The 17,987-nt window shown below is 74.8% G+C and carries 16 protein-coding genes; 15 read left to right on the top strand and 1 reads right to left on the bottom strand.

Annotation, left to right across the window (positions count from 1 at the left end):
• Positions 1-325: 325 nt before the first annotated feature.
• Positions 326-2,893 (top strand): AAA family ATPase, encoded by a 2,568-nt coding sequence (locus tag H488_RS29405; RefSeq protein ID WP_017833770.1) that lies wholly within the window; start codon positions 326-328, stop codon positions 2,891-2,893.
• A gap of 25 nt (positions 2,894-2,918) precedes the next feature.
• Here H488_RS29405 and H488_RS29400 read toward each other — a convergent pair whose 3' ends face one another.
• On the bottom strand, positions 2,919-4,154 hold the full coding sequence (locus tag H488_RS29400) for an MFS transporter (protein WP_017833769.1): 1,236 nt from the start codon (positions 4,152-4,154) through the stop codon (positions 2,919-2,921).
• 82 nt (positions 4,155-4,236) lie between these two features.
• Here H488_RS29400 and ftsY point away from each other — a divergent pair, with 82 nt between their 5' ends.
• From ftsY to trmD, 14 genes are all read left to right on the top strand, one after another.
• Positions 4,237-5,382 (top strand): signal recognition particle-docking protein FtsY, encoded by a 1,146-nt coding sequence (ftsY, locus tag H488_RS29395; protein WP_031283150.1) that lies wholly within the window; start codon positions 4,237-4,239, stop codon positions 5,380-5,382.
• A 208-nt stretch (positions 5,383-5,590) separates the two neighbouring features.
• Positions 5,591-6,904 (top strand): ammonium transporter, encoded by a 1,314-nt coding sequence (locus H488_RS29390; protein ID WP_081615781.1) that lies wholly within the window; start codon positions 5,591-5,593, stop codon positions 6,902-6,904.
• A gap of 51 nt (positions 6,905-6,955) precedes the next feature.
• The gene (locus H488_RS29385; RefSeq protein ID WP_017833766.1) at positions 6,956-7,294 is read left to right on the top strand and encodes a P-II family nitrogen regulator; all 339 of its coding nucleotides are present in this window, start codon (positions 6,956-6,958) and stop codon (positions 7,292-7,294) included.
• Between the two features lie 198 nt (positions 7,295-7,492).
• Complete coding sequence (gene ffh, locus H488_RS29380; RefSeq protein WP_017833765.1) at positions 7,493-9,076, top strand: signal recognition particle protein; 1,584 nt, start codon at positions 7,493-7,495, stop codon at positions 9,074-9,076.
• A 7-nt stretch (positions 9,077-9,083) separates the two neighbouring features.
• Positions 9,084-9,569: an NUDIX domain-containing protein gene (locus H488_RS29375; protein ID WP_017833764.1), complete on the top strand. Its 486-nt coding sequence runs from the start codon at positions 9,084-9,086 to the stop codon at positions 9,567-9,569.
• Between the two features lie 71 nt (positions 9,570-9,640).
• Positions 9,641-10,948, top strand: coding sequence for a hypothetical protein (locus H488_RS0118475; RefSeq protein ID WP_017833763.1), 1,308 nt, complete (start codon positions 9,641-9,643; stop codon positions 10,946-10,948).
• Positions 10,949-11,013: 65 nt separating this feature from the next.
• On the top strand, positions 11,014-12,522 hold the full coding sequence (locus H488_RS29370) for a sensor histidine kinase (protein WP_017833762.1): 1,509 nt from the start codon (positions 11,014-11,016) through the stop codon (positions 12,520-12,522).
• A complete protein-coding gene (locus tag H488_RS29365) occupies positions 12,519-13,208 on the top strand; it encodes a response regulator (RefSeq protein WP_017833761.1) in 690 nt (229 codons plus the stop codon). Before H488_RS29370 ends, H488_RS29365 begins: the two co-directional genes overlap by 4 nt.
• Before the next feature lie 160 nt (positions 13,209-13,368).
• Positions 13,369-14,310: an ABC transporter ATP-binding protein gene (locus H488_RS29360; protein WP_017833760.1), complete on the top strand. Its 942-nt coding sequence runs from the start codon at positions 13,369-13,371 to the stop codon at positions 14,308-14,310.
• The gene (locus H488_RS29355; protein ID WP_017833759.1) at positions 14,307-15,488 is read left to right on the top strand and encodes an ABC transporter permease; all 1,182 of its coding nucleotides are present in this window, start codon (positions 14,307-14,309) and stop codon (positions 15,486-15,488) included. Before H488_RS29360 ends, H488_RS29355 begins: the two co-directional genes overlap by 4 nt.
• Before the next feature lie 181 nt (positions 15,489-15,669).
• Positions 15,670-16,104, top strand: a complete 435-nt coding sequence (gene rpsP, locus H488_RS29350) for a 30S ribosomal protein S16 (protein ID WP_031283142.1) — start codon at positions 15,670-15,672, stop codon at positions 16,102-16,104.
• A 2-nt stretch (positions 16,105-16,106) separates the two neighbouring features.
• Positions 16,107-16,349, top strand: a complete 243-nt coding sequence (locus H488_RS29345) for an RNA-binding protein (protein WP_017833757.1) — start codon at positions 16,107-16,109, stop codon at positions 16,347-16,349.
• Positions 16,350-16,488: 139 nt separating this feature from the next.
• On the top strand, positions 16,489-17,127 hold the full coding sequence (rimM, locus tag H488_RS29340; RefSeq protein ID WP_017833756.1) for a ribosome maturation factor RimM: 639 nt from the start codon (positions 16,489-16,491) through the stop codon (positions 17,125-17,127).
• Positions 17,127-17,945 carry a tRNA (guanosine(37)-N1)-methyltransferase TrmD gene (trmD, locus tag H488_RS29335; protein WP_017833755.1) on the top strand — a complete coding sequence of 273 codons (819 nt, stop codon included), beginning with the start codon at positions 17,127-17,129 and terminating at the stop codon, positions 17,943-17,945. The genes rimM and trmD overlap by 1 nt, the downstream gene beginning before the upstream one ends.
• Positions 17,946-17,987: the final 42 nt, after the last annotated feature.

The raw sequence follows: 17,987 nt of genomic DNA, 5'->3' as shown, positions 1-17,987 counted from the left end.
CCCTACACGACGCTCTTCCGATCTTTCGGGTAGTTGGCCTTCACACCGTCGTCAAGGTCGATCACGACGTTCTCGGACGCCTTCGGGAAGAGCGTGTCGTGCTCGTATTCGTTCAGCTCCACGATCACCTTGCGGAGCCTTTTCGGGCGTGTTTTGAGTTCAGACGTGTGCTCTTCCGATCTCGGACCGGCTCGACGCCCAGGCGGCCCGCACCCGCGAGGAGCAGCACCAGCTCCTCGAGCAGGTCGAGGACGCCGTCGACGCCCTCGCCGAGGCCATCCAGGAGCGCGAGGACGCGGAGGCCGCGGCGCGCGACCAGGACGGCGTGGTCACCGGTCTGCTCCGGGCGGCCGCCGACCGCCGGGAGGGCACGGCCCGGCTCACCGGCGCGGTCGCGGCGGCCCGCTCCCGGGTCGAGGCGGCCGAGAACGAACTCTCCCGCCTGCACACCACCCACGCGGACGCCGGGCGGCGCCGGGTGCAGGCCGGCGCCGAGGCGGACAGCCTGGCGCTCGCGGCCCAGGACGCCGCCGGCGCCGCCGAACGGGCCCGCGCCCGCCACGAGCAGGACGCCGAGGCCGCCGCCGGCGCCCGCGCCGCCGCTCGGGAGGCCGAGGCCGCGGCCCAGGAGCTGCTGCGCGCCCACGACGCCCAGCGCGCCCGCGCCGAGACCCTGCGCGCCGCCCTGCGCCAGCCCGACGGCTCCGCGGCGGTCCTCGACGGGCACGCCGACGCCGTGCTCGGCGCCGTCGTCGACCTCGTCGACGTCGAGCCCGGCTGGGAGCGGGCGGTCACCGCCGCCATGGGCCCGTTCGCCGAGGCCCTCGCCGTGCGCTCCCACGGCGCGGCCGTCTCCGTCTTCGAGTCCCTGCGCGCCGACGGCGTGGGCCGGGTGCACCTGCTGGTGGCCGCCGGCGCCCCGGACCGGTCCGGCCCCGCCCCGGCGCTCCCCGACCGTCCCGGGGTCCGGCCCGCCGCCGCCGTGCTGCGGGACGGCGAGGGCGCCGGCCCGGGCGACGACGACGCGCGGCGCGGAGCGGCCGCCGTCCGAGCCCTGCTCGCCGCGACCGTGCTGACCGAGGACGCCGCCACGGCCGCCCGGATCGTGGCCGACCGGCCCGAGCTGACGGCCGTCACCCGGGGCGGCGACGTGTTCACGGGCAGCAGCGCCTGGGGCGGCGCCGCGGAGGCGGCCGGCACGCTCGAGACCCGCGCCGCGGCCGAGGCCGCCGAGGCGGAGCGGGCCGAGCTGGGCGCGGCCCTCGACCGGGCGCGGGCCGCCTCCGGCGCGGCGGCCGCGGCGCGGGACGCCGCCCGCCGGGCCGCCGAGAAGACCGCGGGGCTGCTGCGCGCCGCCGAGCGCACGGCGGACCGGGCCGCGTCCGAGCTCTCCCGGGTCCGGGCCGTGCTGGACTCGGCCGAGGCGGAGACCCGGCGCTACGACGAGCAGGTCGCGGCCGCGCGGGAGCACCTGGCCCGGGAGCAGGAGCGGCTGCGCGAGGCCGCCGAGCGGCTCGGGGCCGCCGAGGAGCACGGCGAGGAGGACACCGAGACCGTCCAGCTCGAGGCCGCCGCCCGCCGCGACGAGTTGCACCGGACCGCCACGACGGCCCGCACCGCGGAGACGGAGGCCCGGCTCGCCCTGCGCTCCCTCGAGGAGCAGGCCCGGGCCCTCGGCAACCGGGCCGCGTCCCAGGAGCGGGCCGCCGCCGTCGAGCGCCGGGCGCGGGAGGAGGCGGAGCGGCGGGCCCGGCGCCGCCGGATCCAGGCCCGCAACGCCGAGGCGGTGCTCGCCGGCGCCGAGCAGCTGCTCGAGCTCGTGGCGGCGTCCGCGGCGGTCGCCGCCGCGGAGCGGGACCGGGCCGAGGCCGTCCGCGCCGGGCTGGACGCGGAGCTGACGGACCTGCGCGCCGCCAACGACCGGCTCGCCGCGCGGCTCGCCGGGCTCACCGACTCCGTGCACCGGGACGAGCTGGCCCGCACCCAGCAGCGCGCCCGGATCCAGGCCCTGGAGGACCGCTCCCTCGAGGAGCTGGGGCTCACCCCGGACGCGCTCGTGGAGCACTACGGACCGCACCTGCTGATCCCCGACCCCGACCTCGACCCCGGCGCCGGCTCCGACCGCGCCCCCGGGGCGCCGCAGGACGACGCGCCGGCGGCGGCCGAGGACGGCCAGGACGCCCTGTTCGGCGTCGCGTCCGGCGACCCGGCCGAGGCCGCGGGAGGCGCCCCCTACGTGCGCGCCCAGCAGGAGGCGCGGCTGCGCCGGGCCGAGAAGGAGCTCGCCTCCCTGGGGCGGGTGAACCCGCTGGCGCTGGAGGAGTTCGCCGCCCTCGAGGAGCGCCACCGCTTCCTGGCCGAGCAGCTCGAGGACCTCAAGCGCTCCCGGCAGGACCTGCGCAGCATCATCCGCGACGTCGACGAGCACGTGGAGCGCGTCTTCGCGGAGGCCTACGCCGACACCGCCCGGGAGTTCGAGGGCGTCTTCGCCACCCTGTTCCCGGGCGGGGAGGGCCGGCTGCGCCTCACCGACCCCACGGACATGCTCAGCACCGGGATCGACGTCGAGGCGCGCCCGGCCGGCAAGAAGATCAAGCGGCTGTCCCTGCTCTCCGGCGGGGAGCGGTCGCTGACGGCGATCGCGCTGCTCGTGGCGATCTTCAAGGCCCGCCCCTCGCCCTTCTACGTCATGGACGAGGTCGAGGCGGCCCTCGACGACCGCAACCTCGGTCGGCTGCTGAGCATCTTCCGCCAGCTGCAGGAGACCTCGCAGCTGATCATCATCACCCACCAGAAGCGGACCATGGAGATCGCCGACGCCCTCTACGGGGTCGCGATGCGCGGGGACGGCGTGACCACCGTGATCGGGCAGCGGCTCGCCGAGCTGCGCTGAGCCCGCCGTGCTCGTGCTCGGGGCGCTACTGCCCGGCGCCGCGCACGGGCGGGGTCTCGGGCCGCTCCATCGTGTCCCGCACCGGCAGCCACGCCCCGGCGGCCAGCAGCATGATCGCCCCGGAGACCCCGAAGGCCCAGCCGAAGCCCGCGGCGTCCGCCAGCGCACCGGCCACCACGGGGCCGAGGATCTGCCCGGCGTCGGCGCTCATCTGGAACCGGGCCAGCACCGGTCCGCCGGCCCGGTCCGGTCCGATGACGTCGGCCACGGTCGCCTGCTGGCCCGGGTTCAGGGTCCCGGAGCCCATCCCGGCCACGAGCGAGAGGACCACGAACCACGGGACGTCCTGGACCAGGCCCAGCCCCATGGTCGCGACCCCGTTGAGCACCAGGCCCGAGAGCACGAGCGGCCTGCGCCCGAACCGGTCCGTGAGCCGGCCGGTGACCGGGAGGGTCATCGCGTTGCCCGCGGCGTAGACCGCCAGGGCCAGGCCGGCCACGGCCGGGCCGGCCCCCAGCACGGCCACCGCGAACAGCGGCACGAGTGCCACCCGGATCCCGTGGGCGGTCCACCCGTTGGCGAAGCTGGAGACCAGGGCGGAGCGGTAGGCCCCCACCCGGCGCGCCTCGGCCACGGTCATCACCGGCTGGTTCCGGCGGTCCGCGCCGGCGCCGAGCACCTCGTCCTTGAGCCGGAAGTGCACCACGGCCACGGCCACCAGGAGCGACACCGCGTAGATCAGGAACGGCGCCTGCATGCCGAAGCCGGCGAGCAGGCCGCCGACCACGGGGCCGAGCACCCCGCCCACCAGGAACGCAGAGGCGTAGTAGCCCGAGACGCGCCCGCGCATCCGCGGCGGCGCCAGCCGCACGATCAGCCCCATCGCCGAGATCGTGAACATCACCGAGCCGATCCCGCCGAGGCCCCGGAACAGCAGCAGCTGCCAGTAGGTCTGGGCGAAGGCGGTGGCCGCGGAGGACAGCGCGACGATGAGCACGCCGGTCACATAGGTCGGGCGCTCGCCGATCCGGTTCAGGATCCGCCCGCCCGCCGGCGCGAAGAGAAGGCGGGCCACGGCGAAGACGCTGACCACGGCCGAGGCCGCGGCCACCCCGACCCCGAAGGTCGTGGCGAACTGGGGGAGCACCGGGGCCACGATGCCGTAGCCGATCGCGATGACGAAGGCGGCGGCGATGAGCACCGTGATCTGCTGGGGAACGCGGTCGCGCTCGGGCGCGGCGGCGGCGGGCTGGACAGGCACCCGTCGAGTCTAGGACCCCGGGCGGCGGCCCGGCCCCGCGGCCCCCGGCCCGGGGACCGGGCGGTGTGAGAAGCTGGGCGACGTGGATTCGATACCCGTTCTCGCATACGTGCTCATCGCCGTCGTGGTCCTCGGTCTGCTCGGGCTGGTCCTGCTGCGGGGGCCCAAGGCGCCCCGCGGCGGCTACCCCTCCACCCGGGACCCCGACGACCTCGAGGGCGGCCCCGTCGCGGCCCCCGGGGACCTGGAGCCCGGCACCGCCCCGGTCCCGCCCGCCGACACCCGGCCGGCCCTCGACCGCCCCGAGTCCGCCGCGTCCCGGATGGCGCGGCTGCGCGGGCGGCTGGCCAGGTCCAACAACGTCTTCGGCAAGGGCCTGCTGGCCCTGCTCTCGCGCGACCGCATCGACCAGGACGTGTGGGACGAGATCGAGGAGACGCTGCTGCTCGCCGACCTCGGCACCGACTCGTCCATGGCCCTCGTCGAGGCCCTCCAGCGCCGGGTCAAGGTCGAGGGCACCAACGACCCCGCCCACGTGAAGGCCATGCTCCGGGACGAGCTCCTCGCGCTGGTCGACCCGTCGATGGACCGGTCCCTGGCCGTGGAGCGCAAGGGGCCGGTCCCCGCCGTCGTCCTCGTGGTGGGCGTCAACGGCGTGGGCAAGACCACCACCGTGGGCAAGCTCGCGCGCGTGCTCGTCGCCGAGGAGAAGGACGTGGTGCTCGGCGCCGCGGACACCTTCCGCGCCGCGGCCGCCGACCAGCTCTCCACCTGGGGCGCCCGCGTGGGCGTGCCCACCGTGCGCTCGCACGTCGAGGGCGCCGACCCCGCCTCGGTGGCCTACGACGCCGTGACCGCCGGCATCGAGCACGAGGTGGACGTCGTGATGATCGACACCGCCGGCCGGCTCCAGAACAAGGCGGGGCTGATGGACCAGCTCGGGAAGATCAAGCGGGTCGTGGAGAAGGCCGCCGCGGTCGACGAGGTGCTGCTCGTCATCGACGCGACCACCGGGCAGAACGGCATGACCCAGGCGCGGGTCTTCGCCGAGGTGGTCGACGTCACCGGCATCGTCCTCACCAAGCTGGACGGCACCGCCAAGGGCGGCATCGTGGTCGCCATCCAGAAGAGCCTCGGGGTGCCGGTCAAGCTCATCGGCCTCGGCGAGGGACCCGACGACCTCGCGCCCTTCGAGCCCGAGAGCTTCGTGGACGCCCTGCTCGACTGATCCGTCCCCCTTTTCCCCCACACGCCCGCCGCAGTTCACGTGCTCGTAACCATTGCGGCGGGCGTGAAACATGTCCGCAACCCCGCGCGGCGGCAGGCGAAACATCTCTCTCGGAGACTCGACAGTGAACGGTGAGCACCGGACGGCCCCTCGGGGAACGGGCCAGTGGCACCGGTGACCTGACAAGCTTCAGAGAGAGGTGCACATCGTGGAAATCACCGCTGGACACGTGTGGACGATCGTGGCGGCAGCCCTGGTCTTCTTCATGACCCCCGGACTGGCCCTGTTCTACGGAGGGATGACCCGCGCCAAGGGCGTCCTGAACATGATGATGATGAGCTTCATCTCCATCGCGTTCGTCTCCGTGGTGTGGGTCCTGTGGGGCTACTCCATGAGCGGCGGGGACCCGCTGCTGGGCGGACTCACGGGCAGCCCCGTGCCGTCCTTCGCCCTGGCCGACATCATGGGCACCGAGGACCTCCTCGGCGCCGCCTACGGCGGGACCTTCGCCATCATCACCGTCGCCCTGATCTCCGGGGCGATCGCCGACCGGGCCCGCTTCGGCGCCTGGGCCGTGTTCGTGCCCGTCTGGGCCACGCTCGTCTACGCCCCCCTGGCCTACATGGTCTGGGGCGGCGGGCTGCTCACCGAGGACGGCGCCGTGGGCTCCGCGATCGGCGAGGCCATCGACTTCGCCGGCGGCCTCGTGGTGCACATCAACGCCGGCGTGGCCGCGCTGATCCTCATCATGATCGTCGGCGCCCGCCAGGGCTTCGGCAAGGACCCGAGCCAGCGCCCCCACAACCTGCCGCTCGTGATGCTCGGCGCCGCGATCCTGTGGTTCGGCTGGTTCGGCTTCAACGCCGGTGCCGCGGGCACCGCCGAGCAGGCCGGCCTCATCTGGATCAACACCCTCGTGGCCCCCTCCGCGGCCATGCTGGGCTGGCTGCTCACCGAGCGCATCCGCGACAAGCACGCCACCTCCCTGGGCGCCGCCTCCGGCGCCGTGGCCGGGCTCGTGGCCATCACTCCGGCCTGCGCCAACGTCTCCCCGGTCTGGGCGATCGTGATCGGCTTCGTGGCCGGCATCTGCTCCGCCCTCGCCGTGGGCCTGAAGTACCGGCTGCGCATGGACGACTCCCTGGACGTCATCGGCGTGCACCTCGTCTCCGGCATCGTCGGCACCGTGGCCCTGGGCTTCGTGGCGCTGCCCTCCGAGGGCACCGCGGGCCTGTTCTACGGCGGCGGCTTCGGCCTGCTGCTCACTCAGGTCGTCGCGGTGCTCGTCTCGGTCCTGTACTGCGCCGTGCTCACCTTCGTCATCGCCATCGCGATCGACAAGACCATCGGCTTCCGGATCACGGAGCGGGACGAGATCGACGGCATCGACATCACCCAGCACGCCGAGTCCGGCTACGCCCTGGCAGGGGACGCCACGGGCTCCTTCAGCCCCGGCCGGCACGCCGCGGGCGAGGACGCCTCGTCCTTCGAGCCCGGCCGCTCCGAGCCGGTGCACAGCTGAGCCGTGCGGCGACCGCCGGCCCATCCCACCCTCACGAAAGGCATCCCTTCCATGAAACTCGTCACCGCGATCGTGCGCCCCGAGAAGTTCAAGGACATCAAGTCCGCCCTCGAGTCCTACGGCGTCCAGGGCATGACGGTCCAGAACGTGCACGGCTACGGGCAGCAGCGCGGGCACACCGAGGTCTACCGCGGCGCGGAGTACACGGTGGACCTGCTCGAGAAGGTCCGGGTCGAGATCCTCGTGGACAACCACCAGGCCACGGACATCGTCGACGTCATCGTCTCCTCCGCGAACACCGGCCGCGCCGGTGACGGGAAGGTGTGGGTCACCGACGTGCACCAGGCCGTGCGCGTGCGCACCGGCGAGCGCGACGAGACGGCGCTCTGACCCCACCCGTCCCGACGGCCGGCCCCCTCCACGGGAGGGGGCCGGCCGTCGTCGTCCCCGCACGGCGACGGGGCGGGCCCCGCGCCGCCCGGAGTTGCTAACCTTGGACACTGACCCGCCACACCGGGCCGGGCCGCGGCCCGCGGCGCAGACCGCGGGGCACCGGCCGCCTCCCTCGACGAAAGCAGCTTTCGACCCGTGTTCAATTCACTGTCCGACCGGTTGACCGCCACCTTCAAGAACCTCAAAGGCAAGGGACGCCTGACCGAGGCGGACGTCGACGCCACCGTGCGGGAGATCCGCCGCGCCCTGCTCGACGCCGACGTCGCCGTGCCGGTCGTGCGGGAGTTCACCGCCGCGGTCAAGGAGCGCGCCCTCGGGCTCGAGGTCTCCGAGGCGCTGAACCCCGGCCAGCAGGTCGTGAAGATCGTCAACGAGGAGCTGCAGAACATCCTCGGAGGCCAGACCCGCCGGATCCGGATGGCCAAGACCGGGCCCACGATCATCATGCTCGCCGGCCTCCAGGGCGCCGGCAAGACCACCCTGGCCGGCAAGCTCGGCAAGTGGCTCAAGGGCCAGGGCCACCGCCCCCTGCTCGTGGCCTCCGACCTCCAGCGGCCCAACGCGGTCACCCAGCTCAAGGTCGTGGGCGAGCGCGCCGGCGTGCCGGTCTTCGCCCCGCACCCGGGCACCACCTCGGAGTTCGACGACCCCACGGGCGACCCCGTGCAGGTCGCCCGGGACGGCGTGGCCCAGGCCCGCGCGCGGCTGCACGACGTGGTCATCGTGGACACCGCCGGCCGCCTCGGCATCGACGAGGCCCTCATGGACCAGGCCCGCGACATCCGCGACGCCGTCCGGCCCGACGAGGTGCTCTTCGTCATCGACGCCATGATCGGCCAGGACGCCGTGAACACGGCCCAGGCCTTCAACGAGGGCGTCGACTTCACCGGCGTGGTCCTGTCCAAGCTCGACGGCGACGCCCGCGGCGGCGCCGCGCTGTCCGTGGCCTCCGTGACCGGCAAGCCCATCATGTTCGCCTCCACCGGGGAGAACGTCGACGACTTCGAGCAGTTCCACCCGGACCGCATGGCGTCCCGCATCCTCGACATGGGCGACGTCCTCACGCTGATCGAGCAGGCCGAGAAGCAGTGGGACCGCGACGAGGCCGAGAAGATGGCCCGGAAGTTCACCGACCAGGAGGACTTCACCTTCGAGGACTTCCTCGCGCAGATGCAGCAGCTGCGCAAGATGGGGTCGATGAAGAAGATGCTCATGATGATGCCGGGCGCCGCCGGCATGCGCGAGCAGCTCGAGAACTTCGACGAGCGCGAGATCGACCGCGTCGAGGCCATCGTCCGGTCCATGACCCCGCACGAGCGGGTCGCGCCCAAGATCATCAACGGCTCACGCCGCGCCCGCATCGCGAAGGGCTCGGGCGTCACCGTCTCCGAGGTGAACCAGCTCATGGAGCGCTTCGCCCAGGCGCAGAAGATGATGAAGCGCCTGGCCCAGGGCAAGGGCGTGCCCGGCATGCCCGCCGGCATCCCCGGCATGCCCGGTGCGGGCGGCGGCCCGAAGAAGGGCAAGGGCAAGGGCGCCGCGAAGAAGGGCGGGTCCCGCTCCGGCAACCCCGCCAAGCGGGCGCAGGAGAACGCGGCCCTCGAGCAGCAGCGCAAGCAGAAGGCGCCCGCCGGATCGGCGTTCGGCGCGGCACCGGGGCAGCCGGACCCCGCGGACCTGAACCTGCCCAAGGGCTTCGAGAAGTTCCTGGGGCAGTGATCGCGCCGTGAGCTCCTACCTGTCCGAGACCGAGCTGAAGCAGTTCGTCGACTCGCTGCCCACCCGCCGCCTCGCCGCGGAGGCCCTCATCCGGGACCCCGAGGGCCGCGTGCTCCTCGTGGAGCCCAACTACAAGTCCGACTGGACCGTGCCCGGAGGCACCGTCGAGGCGGGGGAGGACCCCCGCACCGGGTGCTTCCGCGAGGTCGTCGAGGAGGTCGGCCTGCACCTGCCCGAGGGCCGGCTCCTCGTCGTCCACCACGGCGTGGCGATGGGCCTGTGGGGGGACTCGGTCTCCTTCGTCTACGACGGCGGCGTCATCGGCGCCGACACGCCCATCACGATCCAGGAGGAGGAGCTGCTCAGCCACCGCTGGACGGCGCCGGAGGACCTGGACCGGTACCTGCGGCCCGGACTGGCCCGCCGCCTGCGGGCGGGCCTGGCCGCCCTCGAGGACGGCACCACGGCCGAGCTCGTCGACGGGCCCCGCTGAGCGCCCCGGGGCCACCGGGCGCACGCCTCGAGCCCCCGGCCCGGCCCCGGCGACGGCGTAGCATGGACGCCATGACCTCACTCCCCGCCGACGACATCGCATCCCCCACCTCCGCGTGGGACCTGGTCCCGGCCACGGTGCTGTGCGCGACGGAGGACACCGCGTCCGAAGGACCCGGGCCGCGCCCCACCTGCGAGGGGATGCGCAAGGTCATCGCCCACCACCGCCTGATCAGCGCCTACGCCGAGGGCCCCCGGGCCACGCAGCTGATGTTCCTCGCCGACGCCGAGGGCCGGCTGGCGCAGGGGGCCGAGGACGGCTCCGTGCAGCCCGGCTGCACCCTCGACGAGCTCTCCGAGACCTTCGTGCGGATGACCGGCCAGCAGCTCCAGCCCGAGCACCCGGGGCTGCGCCGGGTGCTGCTCGTGCACCTGGACGCCCCCGAGCTGCCCGTGCTGGCGGCCCTGTCCGGCACCGGCTTCACCGCCGTGTCCCGGCACGGCTGGTCCGTGGTGGTCTTCGACGCCGAGGTCGACTTCTGGGCCGTGCGCACCGGTCTCGCCGAGACCGCCGTGGCGCTGTCCTCGGACGGGGCCACCCGCTCCTTCGAGGTCCTGCTCGCGGGGGAGGACCCGGCGTCCGTCACCGACCTCGATGCGGCCGACGCCGTGTGCGCCCTCGAGTGGGGCCCCGACTGGCTCCCCGCGGGCGGCGTGTCCGTCGAGGCCGAGCAGACGCCGGCCGCCCGGTTCGAGCGCGACCTCGTCCGGCTGTGCTCCGGCGGCACCTCAGACCTGCAGATCGAGTCCGTGGCCTCCGTCTTCGACCTGGACCCGGCCGAGACCAACCGGCTGCGCAACTACGTGCTGGGGGAGTCCACCGACCTGGTCCTGGAGTCCGTCCTGCAGCTGCTGGGCCTGCCCGTGCTCGCCGCCAAGGTCGTCGAGGGCCACCGGGAGCTCACGGCCACCGAGGGCGCCGAGCACTACGAGCCCACGGGCGTGGGCTCGGCCCTGCTGCGGGGGATGACCACCGAGCCCACCGGCGACGGGCTGTTCGCGCGGTACCAGCGGGCGCTCGTCCGCCGCCCGGAGCTGCTGCTGGCCGTCGCCGGCACCGAGACGGCCCTCGGGGTGGGGCTCGCCGGCGCGGCCCGGCGCGGCGGGGCCGGGGCGCGCGTGCTCGGCACCCTCTCCGCGGCGCTGCTCGCGGACGCCGCCGCGGAGAGCGCCTACTACGCCGCCCTGCGCGGCGCGCGCCGCCGGCGGAACGAGGAGCGGCCCGCGACCCCCGGGCCCACCGCCCAGCTCCCCGAGCCCTCCGCAGCCCCCGGCTCGCGAGCGCGCCTGCGCCGCTTCTTCGGCCTGCACCGCGGCTGAGCGCCGCCGCAGGATCCCCCGCGGGGCGGAAGTCCCGCGCCGCCGCCGCGGGCTACCGTGGGGGCGTGCACACCCGACCCACCACCGACCCGGACACCGACCCGGACGCGGGACCGGACCCGGCCCCCGTCCGGCGCGCTCCGCTCGCGGTGCGCGTCACCGCCTGGCTGAACGACCCCGAGGACCCGTTCTGGTCCCGGCCCGCGCCCACGGCGGCCCAGCGGCGCAACGACGTGCTGGCCGCCCTGGGCTTCCTGCTCGTCACCCTCCTCGCCTCCGTGCTGCTGCACAGCTACGCGGGGCTCGCCGAGGGGGACGAGCCCTGGCGCTTCTACCTCAGCACCGTGCTCATCGTGGTGCCCCTCGCCGTGCGCCGTCGCTACCCGCTGCCGGTCGTGGTCGCGTCCTCCGCCCTGTTCCTGGGCCTGACCTACGCGAGCCCCACGGCCGCCATGACGCTGCCCTTCCAGGGCGCCTACTTCGCGGCCCTCTACGCCGCCGTCGCCTGGTCGCGCGACCGCCAGGCCCTGTGGGTCGCCATGTCGGTGGTCGTGGGCACCATGGGGCTGTGGCTGCTCGGCGCCTTCACCATCACCAACGCCTACGCGGACTTCCTCTCCGGTCTGGGCGAGGTCGACGGGCCGCTGCCCCAGCTGCCGTCCTACGCGGTGTACACCCTGATCGTGAACGCCGTGTACTTCGGCGGGGCGGTGCTGGCCGGGCGCGCGTCCTGGCGGGCCGCGCTGCAGCAGCACCGCCTCGCGGCCCAGGCGCAGCGGATCCGGGAGCAGTCCGCCGAGATCGCCCGCCGCGCCGTCGTCGACGAACGGCTGCGCATCGCCAGGGAGCTGCACGACGTCGTCGCCCACCACGTGTCCGTCATCGGCATCCAGGCGGGGGCCGCGCGCAAGGTCCTGGACCGTGACCCCGCCGCCGCCACCACCGCCCTGCGCACGATCGAGACGTCCAGCCGGACCGCCGTGGGAGAGATGCGCCAGCTGCTCGGCGTGCTCCGCGCCGAGGGCGAGGAGGGCGCCCCGGGCCCCGGCGGAGGCGCCCCCGACGCCGCGCGCCGGCCGGACCCCGGCCTCGCCGACATCGCAGCCCTCGCCCGCCGGCACGCGGACAACGGGCTCGCGGTGGACGTCCGCACCGTCGAGGCCGTCCCGGGTGACCTGGACAGGATCCCGCCGGCCCTCGGCCTGTCCGTCTTCCGGTGCGCCCAGGAGTCCCTGTCCAACGTGATCCGCCACTCCACGGCCGGCACCGCGTCCGTCACCCTGCGCACCGGCCGCGGCCCGGAGGGGCAGCCGTGGTTCGAGCTCGAGGTCCTCGACGACGGCTCGCCCCGCCGCGGCACCGCCGGCACCGGGTTCGGCCTCCAGGGGCTGCGCGAGCGCGTCCGCCTGCACGGCGGCGAGGCGGAGATCGGGCCGCGCTCCGGCCGGCCCGGCTGGCGGGTCCGCACCCGCTGCCCCCTGCCCCCCGGCGGCACCGGGGAAGACGCCCCGGACGCGGCCGCCGACGCCGCCTCCGGCGCCTCGGACGGGATTCTGCGAGGATCGGAGGCATGATCCGTGTCCTGCTCGCCGACGACCACGCCCTCGTGCGCTCCGGCTTCGCCATGGTCCTGTCCGTGGAGGACGACATCGAGGTCGTGGCCCAGGCCTCCGACGGCGCGCAGGCCGTCGCCGCCGCCCGCGGCGGAGCCGTGGACGTGGCCCTGCTCGACGTGCAGATGCCGGTCATGGACGGCATCGAGGCCACCCGCCGGATCGTCGGGACCGGGTGCGCGAAGGTCGTGATCGTCACCACGTTCGACCGCGAGGACTACCTCTTCGACGCGCTCGCCGCCGGGGCCAGCGGGTTCCTGCTGAAGAACGCCGACCCGGACGACCTCGTGGAGGCCGTGCGCGCCGTGGCCGGAGGCCACGCGCTGCTCGCCCCCGAGGCCACGCTGCGCGTCATCCGGGCCCTGACCGCGGACGCCCCGGCCCCCGCCCCCGAGGCCGTTCCCGCGCCGGCCGACCCCCCGCCGTCCGACCCCGCCCGGCGCCGGGTCGTCGAGTCCCTCACCGAGCGGGAGCACGAGGTGCTGCTGCTGGTCTCGGACGGGCTGTCCAACGCGGAGATCGCCCAGCGGCTGTTCCTCGGGTCCGCCACCGTCAAGACGCACGTGTCCAACATCCTCGCCAAGACGGGCTCCCGGGACCGGGTGCAGGCCGTCGTCTTCGCCCACCGGGCAGGCCTCGTCGACTGAGCGGGCTCCGCCCCGGGACGGAGGCCGCCGGCCGCGACCCGCTCCCCGGGGCGCCCGCAATCCGCCCGGGTGGGGATCCGCCGGGGCCCCCGCGTTCGTAGGCTGACCACGAGCCGCCCGGCACCCACCGGGAGGACGCACCCCGAGAGGACCCGGGCCCATGAGCACCAGCACCACCCCCGCCGCGACCACGACCCGCTTCCGGAGCCGCCCCGAGGGGCACGTCCTGGAGGCGCGCGGCCTGAGCCGGTCCTTCGGGGGCCGCACCGTGGTCGAGGACGTCTCCTTCCGGGTCGAGCCCGGCCGGATGACCGGCTTCGTCGGCGCCAACGGCGCGGGCAAGACCACGACCATGCGGATGCTGATGGGCGTGCTGCGCGTCTCCGCCGGCGAGGTCCTGTGGGACGGACGTCCCGCCACCGCGGCGGACCGGGCCCGCTTCGGGTACATGCCCGAGGAGCGGGGGCTCTACCCCAAGCAGCCGGTGCTCGACCAGCTCGGCTACCTCGGCCGGCTCCACGGCATGGACCGCCGGGACGCCCTCGCGGAGGCCGGGCGGCTGCTGGAGCGCTTCGGCCTGGCCGAGCGCGGGAAGGACAGGCTGGAGTCCCTCTCCCTCGGCAACCAGCAGCGGGTGCAGGTCGCCGCCGCGCTCCTGCACGGGCCCGCCGCCCTGGTGCTGGACGAGCCGTTCTCCGGCCTGGACCCCGTGGCGGTGGACTCCATGGTCGAGCTGCTGCGCGAGCACACGGCCCAGGGCGTGCCCGTGCTCTTCTCGAGCCACCAGCTCGATCTCGTCGACCGGCTCTGCGACTCCCTGGTCGTCCTCTCCGGCGGCCGGGTCCTGGCCTCCGGCACGGCCGAGGACCTGCGCCGCACCGGTCCCCGCCGGCACCGGCTGCGCTGCGAGCAGGACGCCGGCTGGGTGCGGGACCTGCCGGGCGTGCGCGTCGTCGACGTCGACGGACCCGCCGCGGTGCTCGAGCTCGCGGACGCCGCCGCCCGCCGCCGCGTCCTCGAGACCGCCGTGCCCCGCGGGCTCCTGGAGTTCGCCGAGATCGTGCCCTCCCTGTCCGACGTCTACCGGGAGGTCACCCGATGAGCGCCCGCCCGCCCGCAGCCCGTCCCTGGTGGATCGTCACGTCCCGCGAGATCTCCGTCAAGCTGCGGGACCGGTCCTTCCTGCTCTCCACGGTGGTCACGGTGCTCCTCGTGGCCGCCTCGATCGCCGCCTCCGCCCTGTTCGGAGGCCGGGCCGCCGACCACGTCCTGGCGACCGCGGCGCCCGACGCGGCGCCCGTCGCGGCGCGGGCCGCGCAGGAGCTGGCCGAGCGCGGCGAGGACACCCTCACCGTGCACTCCGCCCACTCCCCGGACGCGGCCCGCGAGGCGGTGGCCGACGGGACCGCCGACGCCGCCCTGCTGCGGGACCTCGACGGGTGGACGGTGGTCGGCCAGGACGACGTCGACCCCGCCCTCGCGCGGGTCCTCGAGGACGCGGTGGCCGCGGAGATGCTGGCGGCCGGCGCCCGGGCCGCCGGGACGACCGCCGAGGAGCTGACCGCGGGTGCCGAGGTGCGCACCGAGCTGCTGTCCGGCGGACAGGACCGCGGCCCCGCACGGCTCGTGGTGGGCTTCGTCTTCGCGTTCCTGTTCTACCTGGCCGCCATCCTCTTCGGCATGGCCATCGCCAACTCCGTGCTCGAGGAGAAGCAGAACCGGGTCGTGGAGATCCTGGCCACCGCCGTCCCCGTCCGGCAGCTGCTCTACGGCAAGGTGCTCGGCAACTCCCTGCTCGCGTTCGGCCAGATCGGGCTCTACGCCGCGGTCGGCCTCGTCGGCGTCAACGTCACGGGCGCCGCCGCGGACGTCGGCTGGATCCTCGCCGCGTCCGGCTGGTTCGTGGCCTTCTTCGTGGCGGGCTTCGCCGCGCAGGCCTCCGTCTGGGCGGTCCTCGGCTCCCTGGCCTCCCGCTCCGAGGACCTCCAGACGAGCACCGGGCCGATCATGACGGTGCTCATCGGAGCCCTCTTCGTGGGCCTCTACGCCGAGGGCGCGTGGCTCACGGCCGCGTCCTTCGTCCCGGTCGTCTCCTCGGTGGCGATGCCCATCCGGATGCTGGACGGCGGCGTCGCCTGGTGGCAGCCCGTGCTGTCCCTCGCGCTGGCCCTCGCCGCGGCCTGGGTGCTGCTGCGCCTCGGGGAGCGGATCTACCAGCGCGCCGTGTTCCAGGGCGGACGCTCCCTCACGTGGCGGGAGGCCGCACGCCTCGAGCAGTGAGCGGGCAGCGCGCCGCCGGACGCCGGACTTGACGGCGTCTGGCATACTGGACGGGTACTCGATGCGTGCGGTCCCTCTCGCCGCACGTTTCTCGTGTCCACAGAACCCCTGTGACCGGCCCGCCCCACGGGAGCGAGACCAGGGCGTTCACCTCATCCAAGAACCAGGAGAGTCCACACCAGTGGCTGTTAAGATCCGTCTCAAGCGCATGGGCAAGATGCGCGATCCCCGTTACCGCGTCGTCGTCGTCGACTCCCGCAAGAAGCGCGACGGCCGCGTCATCGAGGAGATCGGCAAGTACCACCCGACCGAGCACCCCTCCTACATCGAGGTCGTCTCGGACCGGGCCCAGTACTGGCTCGGCGTCGGCGCCCAGCCGTCCGAGGCCGTCGCCGCCATCCTGAAGGTGACCGGCGACTGGCAGCGGTTCAAGGGCGAGGAGGGCGCCGAGGGCACCCTCCGGACGCGCGAGCCCAAGGCCGAGTTCGTCGCCCCCGACAAGGGCTCCGTGATCGTCCCCGAGGCGATCACCCCCAAGGGCGAGAAGGCCGAGCCGGCCGCCCCCGGTGCCGAGTCCGACGACGCCCCCGCGGCTGACGCCGAGAAGGCCGAGTAGTCATGCTCGCCGACGCGTTGGAGCACCTGGTCCGCGGGATCGTGGACAGCCCCGATGACGTCGACGTCCGTGTCAAGAGCGGGCGCCGGTCGGAGACCCTCGAGGTCCGGGTGCACCCGGACGACCTCGGGCGGGTCATCGGCCGCCAGGGCCGCACGGCCAAGGCGCTGCGCACCGTCGTGGGCGCACTCGCCGAGGACGGCCCGGTCCGGATCGACGTCGTCGACACCGACCGCACCCGCTGAGGCGCGCACCGGGCGCCCCGGCGTCCGGTCCCGCCGCCCGCACGGTCCCCGCATCCGCACCGGATGCGGGGACCGTCGGCTTTTCCCCGCCACCGCACCCCTCCCCGCGGCCACCCGGCCGCCGACCCCCAGGAGATCCATGAAGGTCCAGGTCGCCCGCGTCGGCAAGCCCCACGGCATCCGGGGGGAGGTCACCGTGCAGCTGTTCACCGACGCCCCGGAGGAGCGCTTCGCCCCCGGCGCCCGGCTGCTGCTCGAGCCGTCCGTCCCCCTCGCCCCCGAGGGCGTGGTCACCGTGCGCGGGGCGCGCTGGAACAAGGCCGTGCTCGTGGTGGCCCTCGAGGAGGTCCCCGACCGCAACGGGGCCGAGACCCTGCGCGGAGCCCACCTCTACGCCGAGGCGCTGGAGGAGGACCCCGAGTCCGACGAGTGGTACGAGCACGAGCTGGTCGACCTCGAGGTGCGCACCGGCCCCGAGGACGGGTCGGGCCCGCGGATCGGCGTGGTCACCGGGCTGCGCACCCTGCCCGTCCAGGACCTGCTGGAGATCGAGCTCGACGAGGGGCGGCGCGAGGCCGTGCTCCCCTTCGTCGAGGAGATCGTCCCGGTCGTCGACCCCGAGGGGGGCTTCGTCGTGGTGACCCCTCCGCCGGGGCTGCTCGAGCTCGGCCTCGACGACGGGAAGCCCGACGAGGGGAACGACGACGACGGGAACGGCGACGCCGTGAACCCCGGCACCGGGGACCCCGCGGACGGGGCGACGGAGGGCGGGCGCTGATGCGCATCGACGTCGTCAGCATCTTCCCCGAGTACCTCTCCGCCCTGGACCTCTCCCTGATCGGCAAGGCCCGGCAGCAGGGCCTCCTCGAGCTGACCGTGACGGACCTGCGCGAGTTCACGACCGACCGGCACCGCACCGTGGACGACACCCCCTACGGCGGCGGGGCCGGCATGGTGATGAAGCCGGAGCCGTGGGCCGCGGCGCTCGGCGCCGTCCTCGGCGGCGGACCCGCGCCGGCGGGGGAGCGGCCGGTGCTGGTCGTGCCCTCCCCGGCCGGTGAGGTCTTCACTCAGGCCACCGCCCGCGAGCTGGCCCTGCGGGAGCACCTCGTCTTCGCGTGCGGGCGCTACGAGGGCATCGACGAGCGCGTGGTCGACTGGTCCCGCGAGCACTTCGAGGTCCGCCCCATGAGCCTCGGCGACTACGTCCTCAACGGCGGGGAGGTCGCCGTGCTCGCCATGGTCGAGGCCATCGGGCGCCTCGTGCCCGGCGTGCTCGGCAACCCCGAGTCCCTCGTGGAGGAGTCCCACGCCGACGGCCTGCTCGAGTACCCCGTCTACACCAAGCCCGCGCTGTGGCGGGACCGGCCGGTCCCCGAGGTCCTGCTCTCCGGCCACCACGGCCGGATCGCCCGCTGGCGGCGGGACCGCCAGCTGCAGCGCACCGCCGCCCGCCGCCCCGACCTCGTCGCGTCCCTCGACCCCGCCGGCCTGGACCGCGCGGACCGCGCCGTCCTGGCCGAGGCCGGGTGGGTCGTCTCGGGCGGACACGTGGTGCGCGCCGGGGACGGCGCCTCCGGGGAACCTGTGGCATAATGTTCAGCTGTGTGTCTGCTGGGCACGCCCCTGCCGCAGGGG

The sequence above is a fragment of the Kocuria sp. UCD-OTCP genome, from assembly GCF_000349605.1.
Taxonomy (GTDB): Bacteria; Actinomycetota; Actinomycetes; order Actinomycetales; family Micrococcaceae; genus Kocuria; species Kocuria rosea.
Note: the sequence above shows the minus strand (reverse complement) of the source record. Positions and strands in the feature narration are given on the sequence as shown.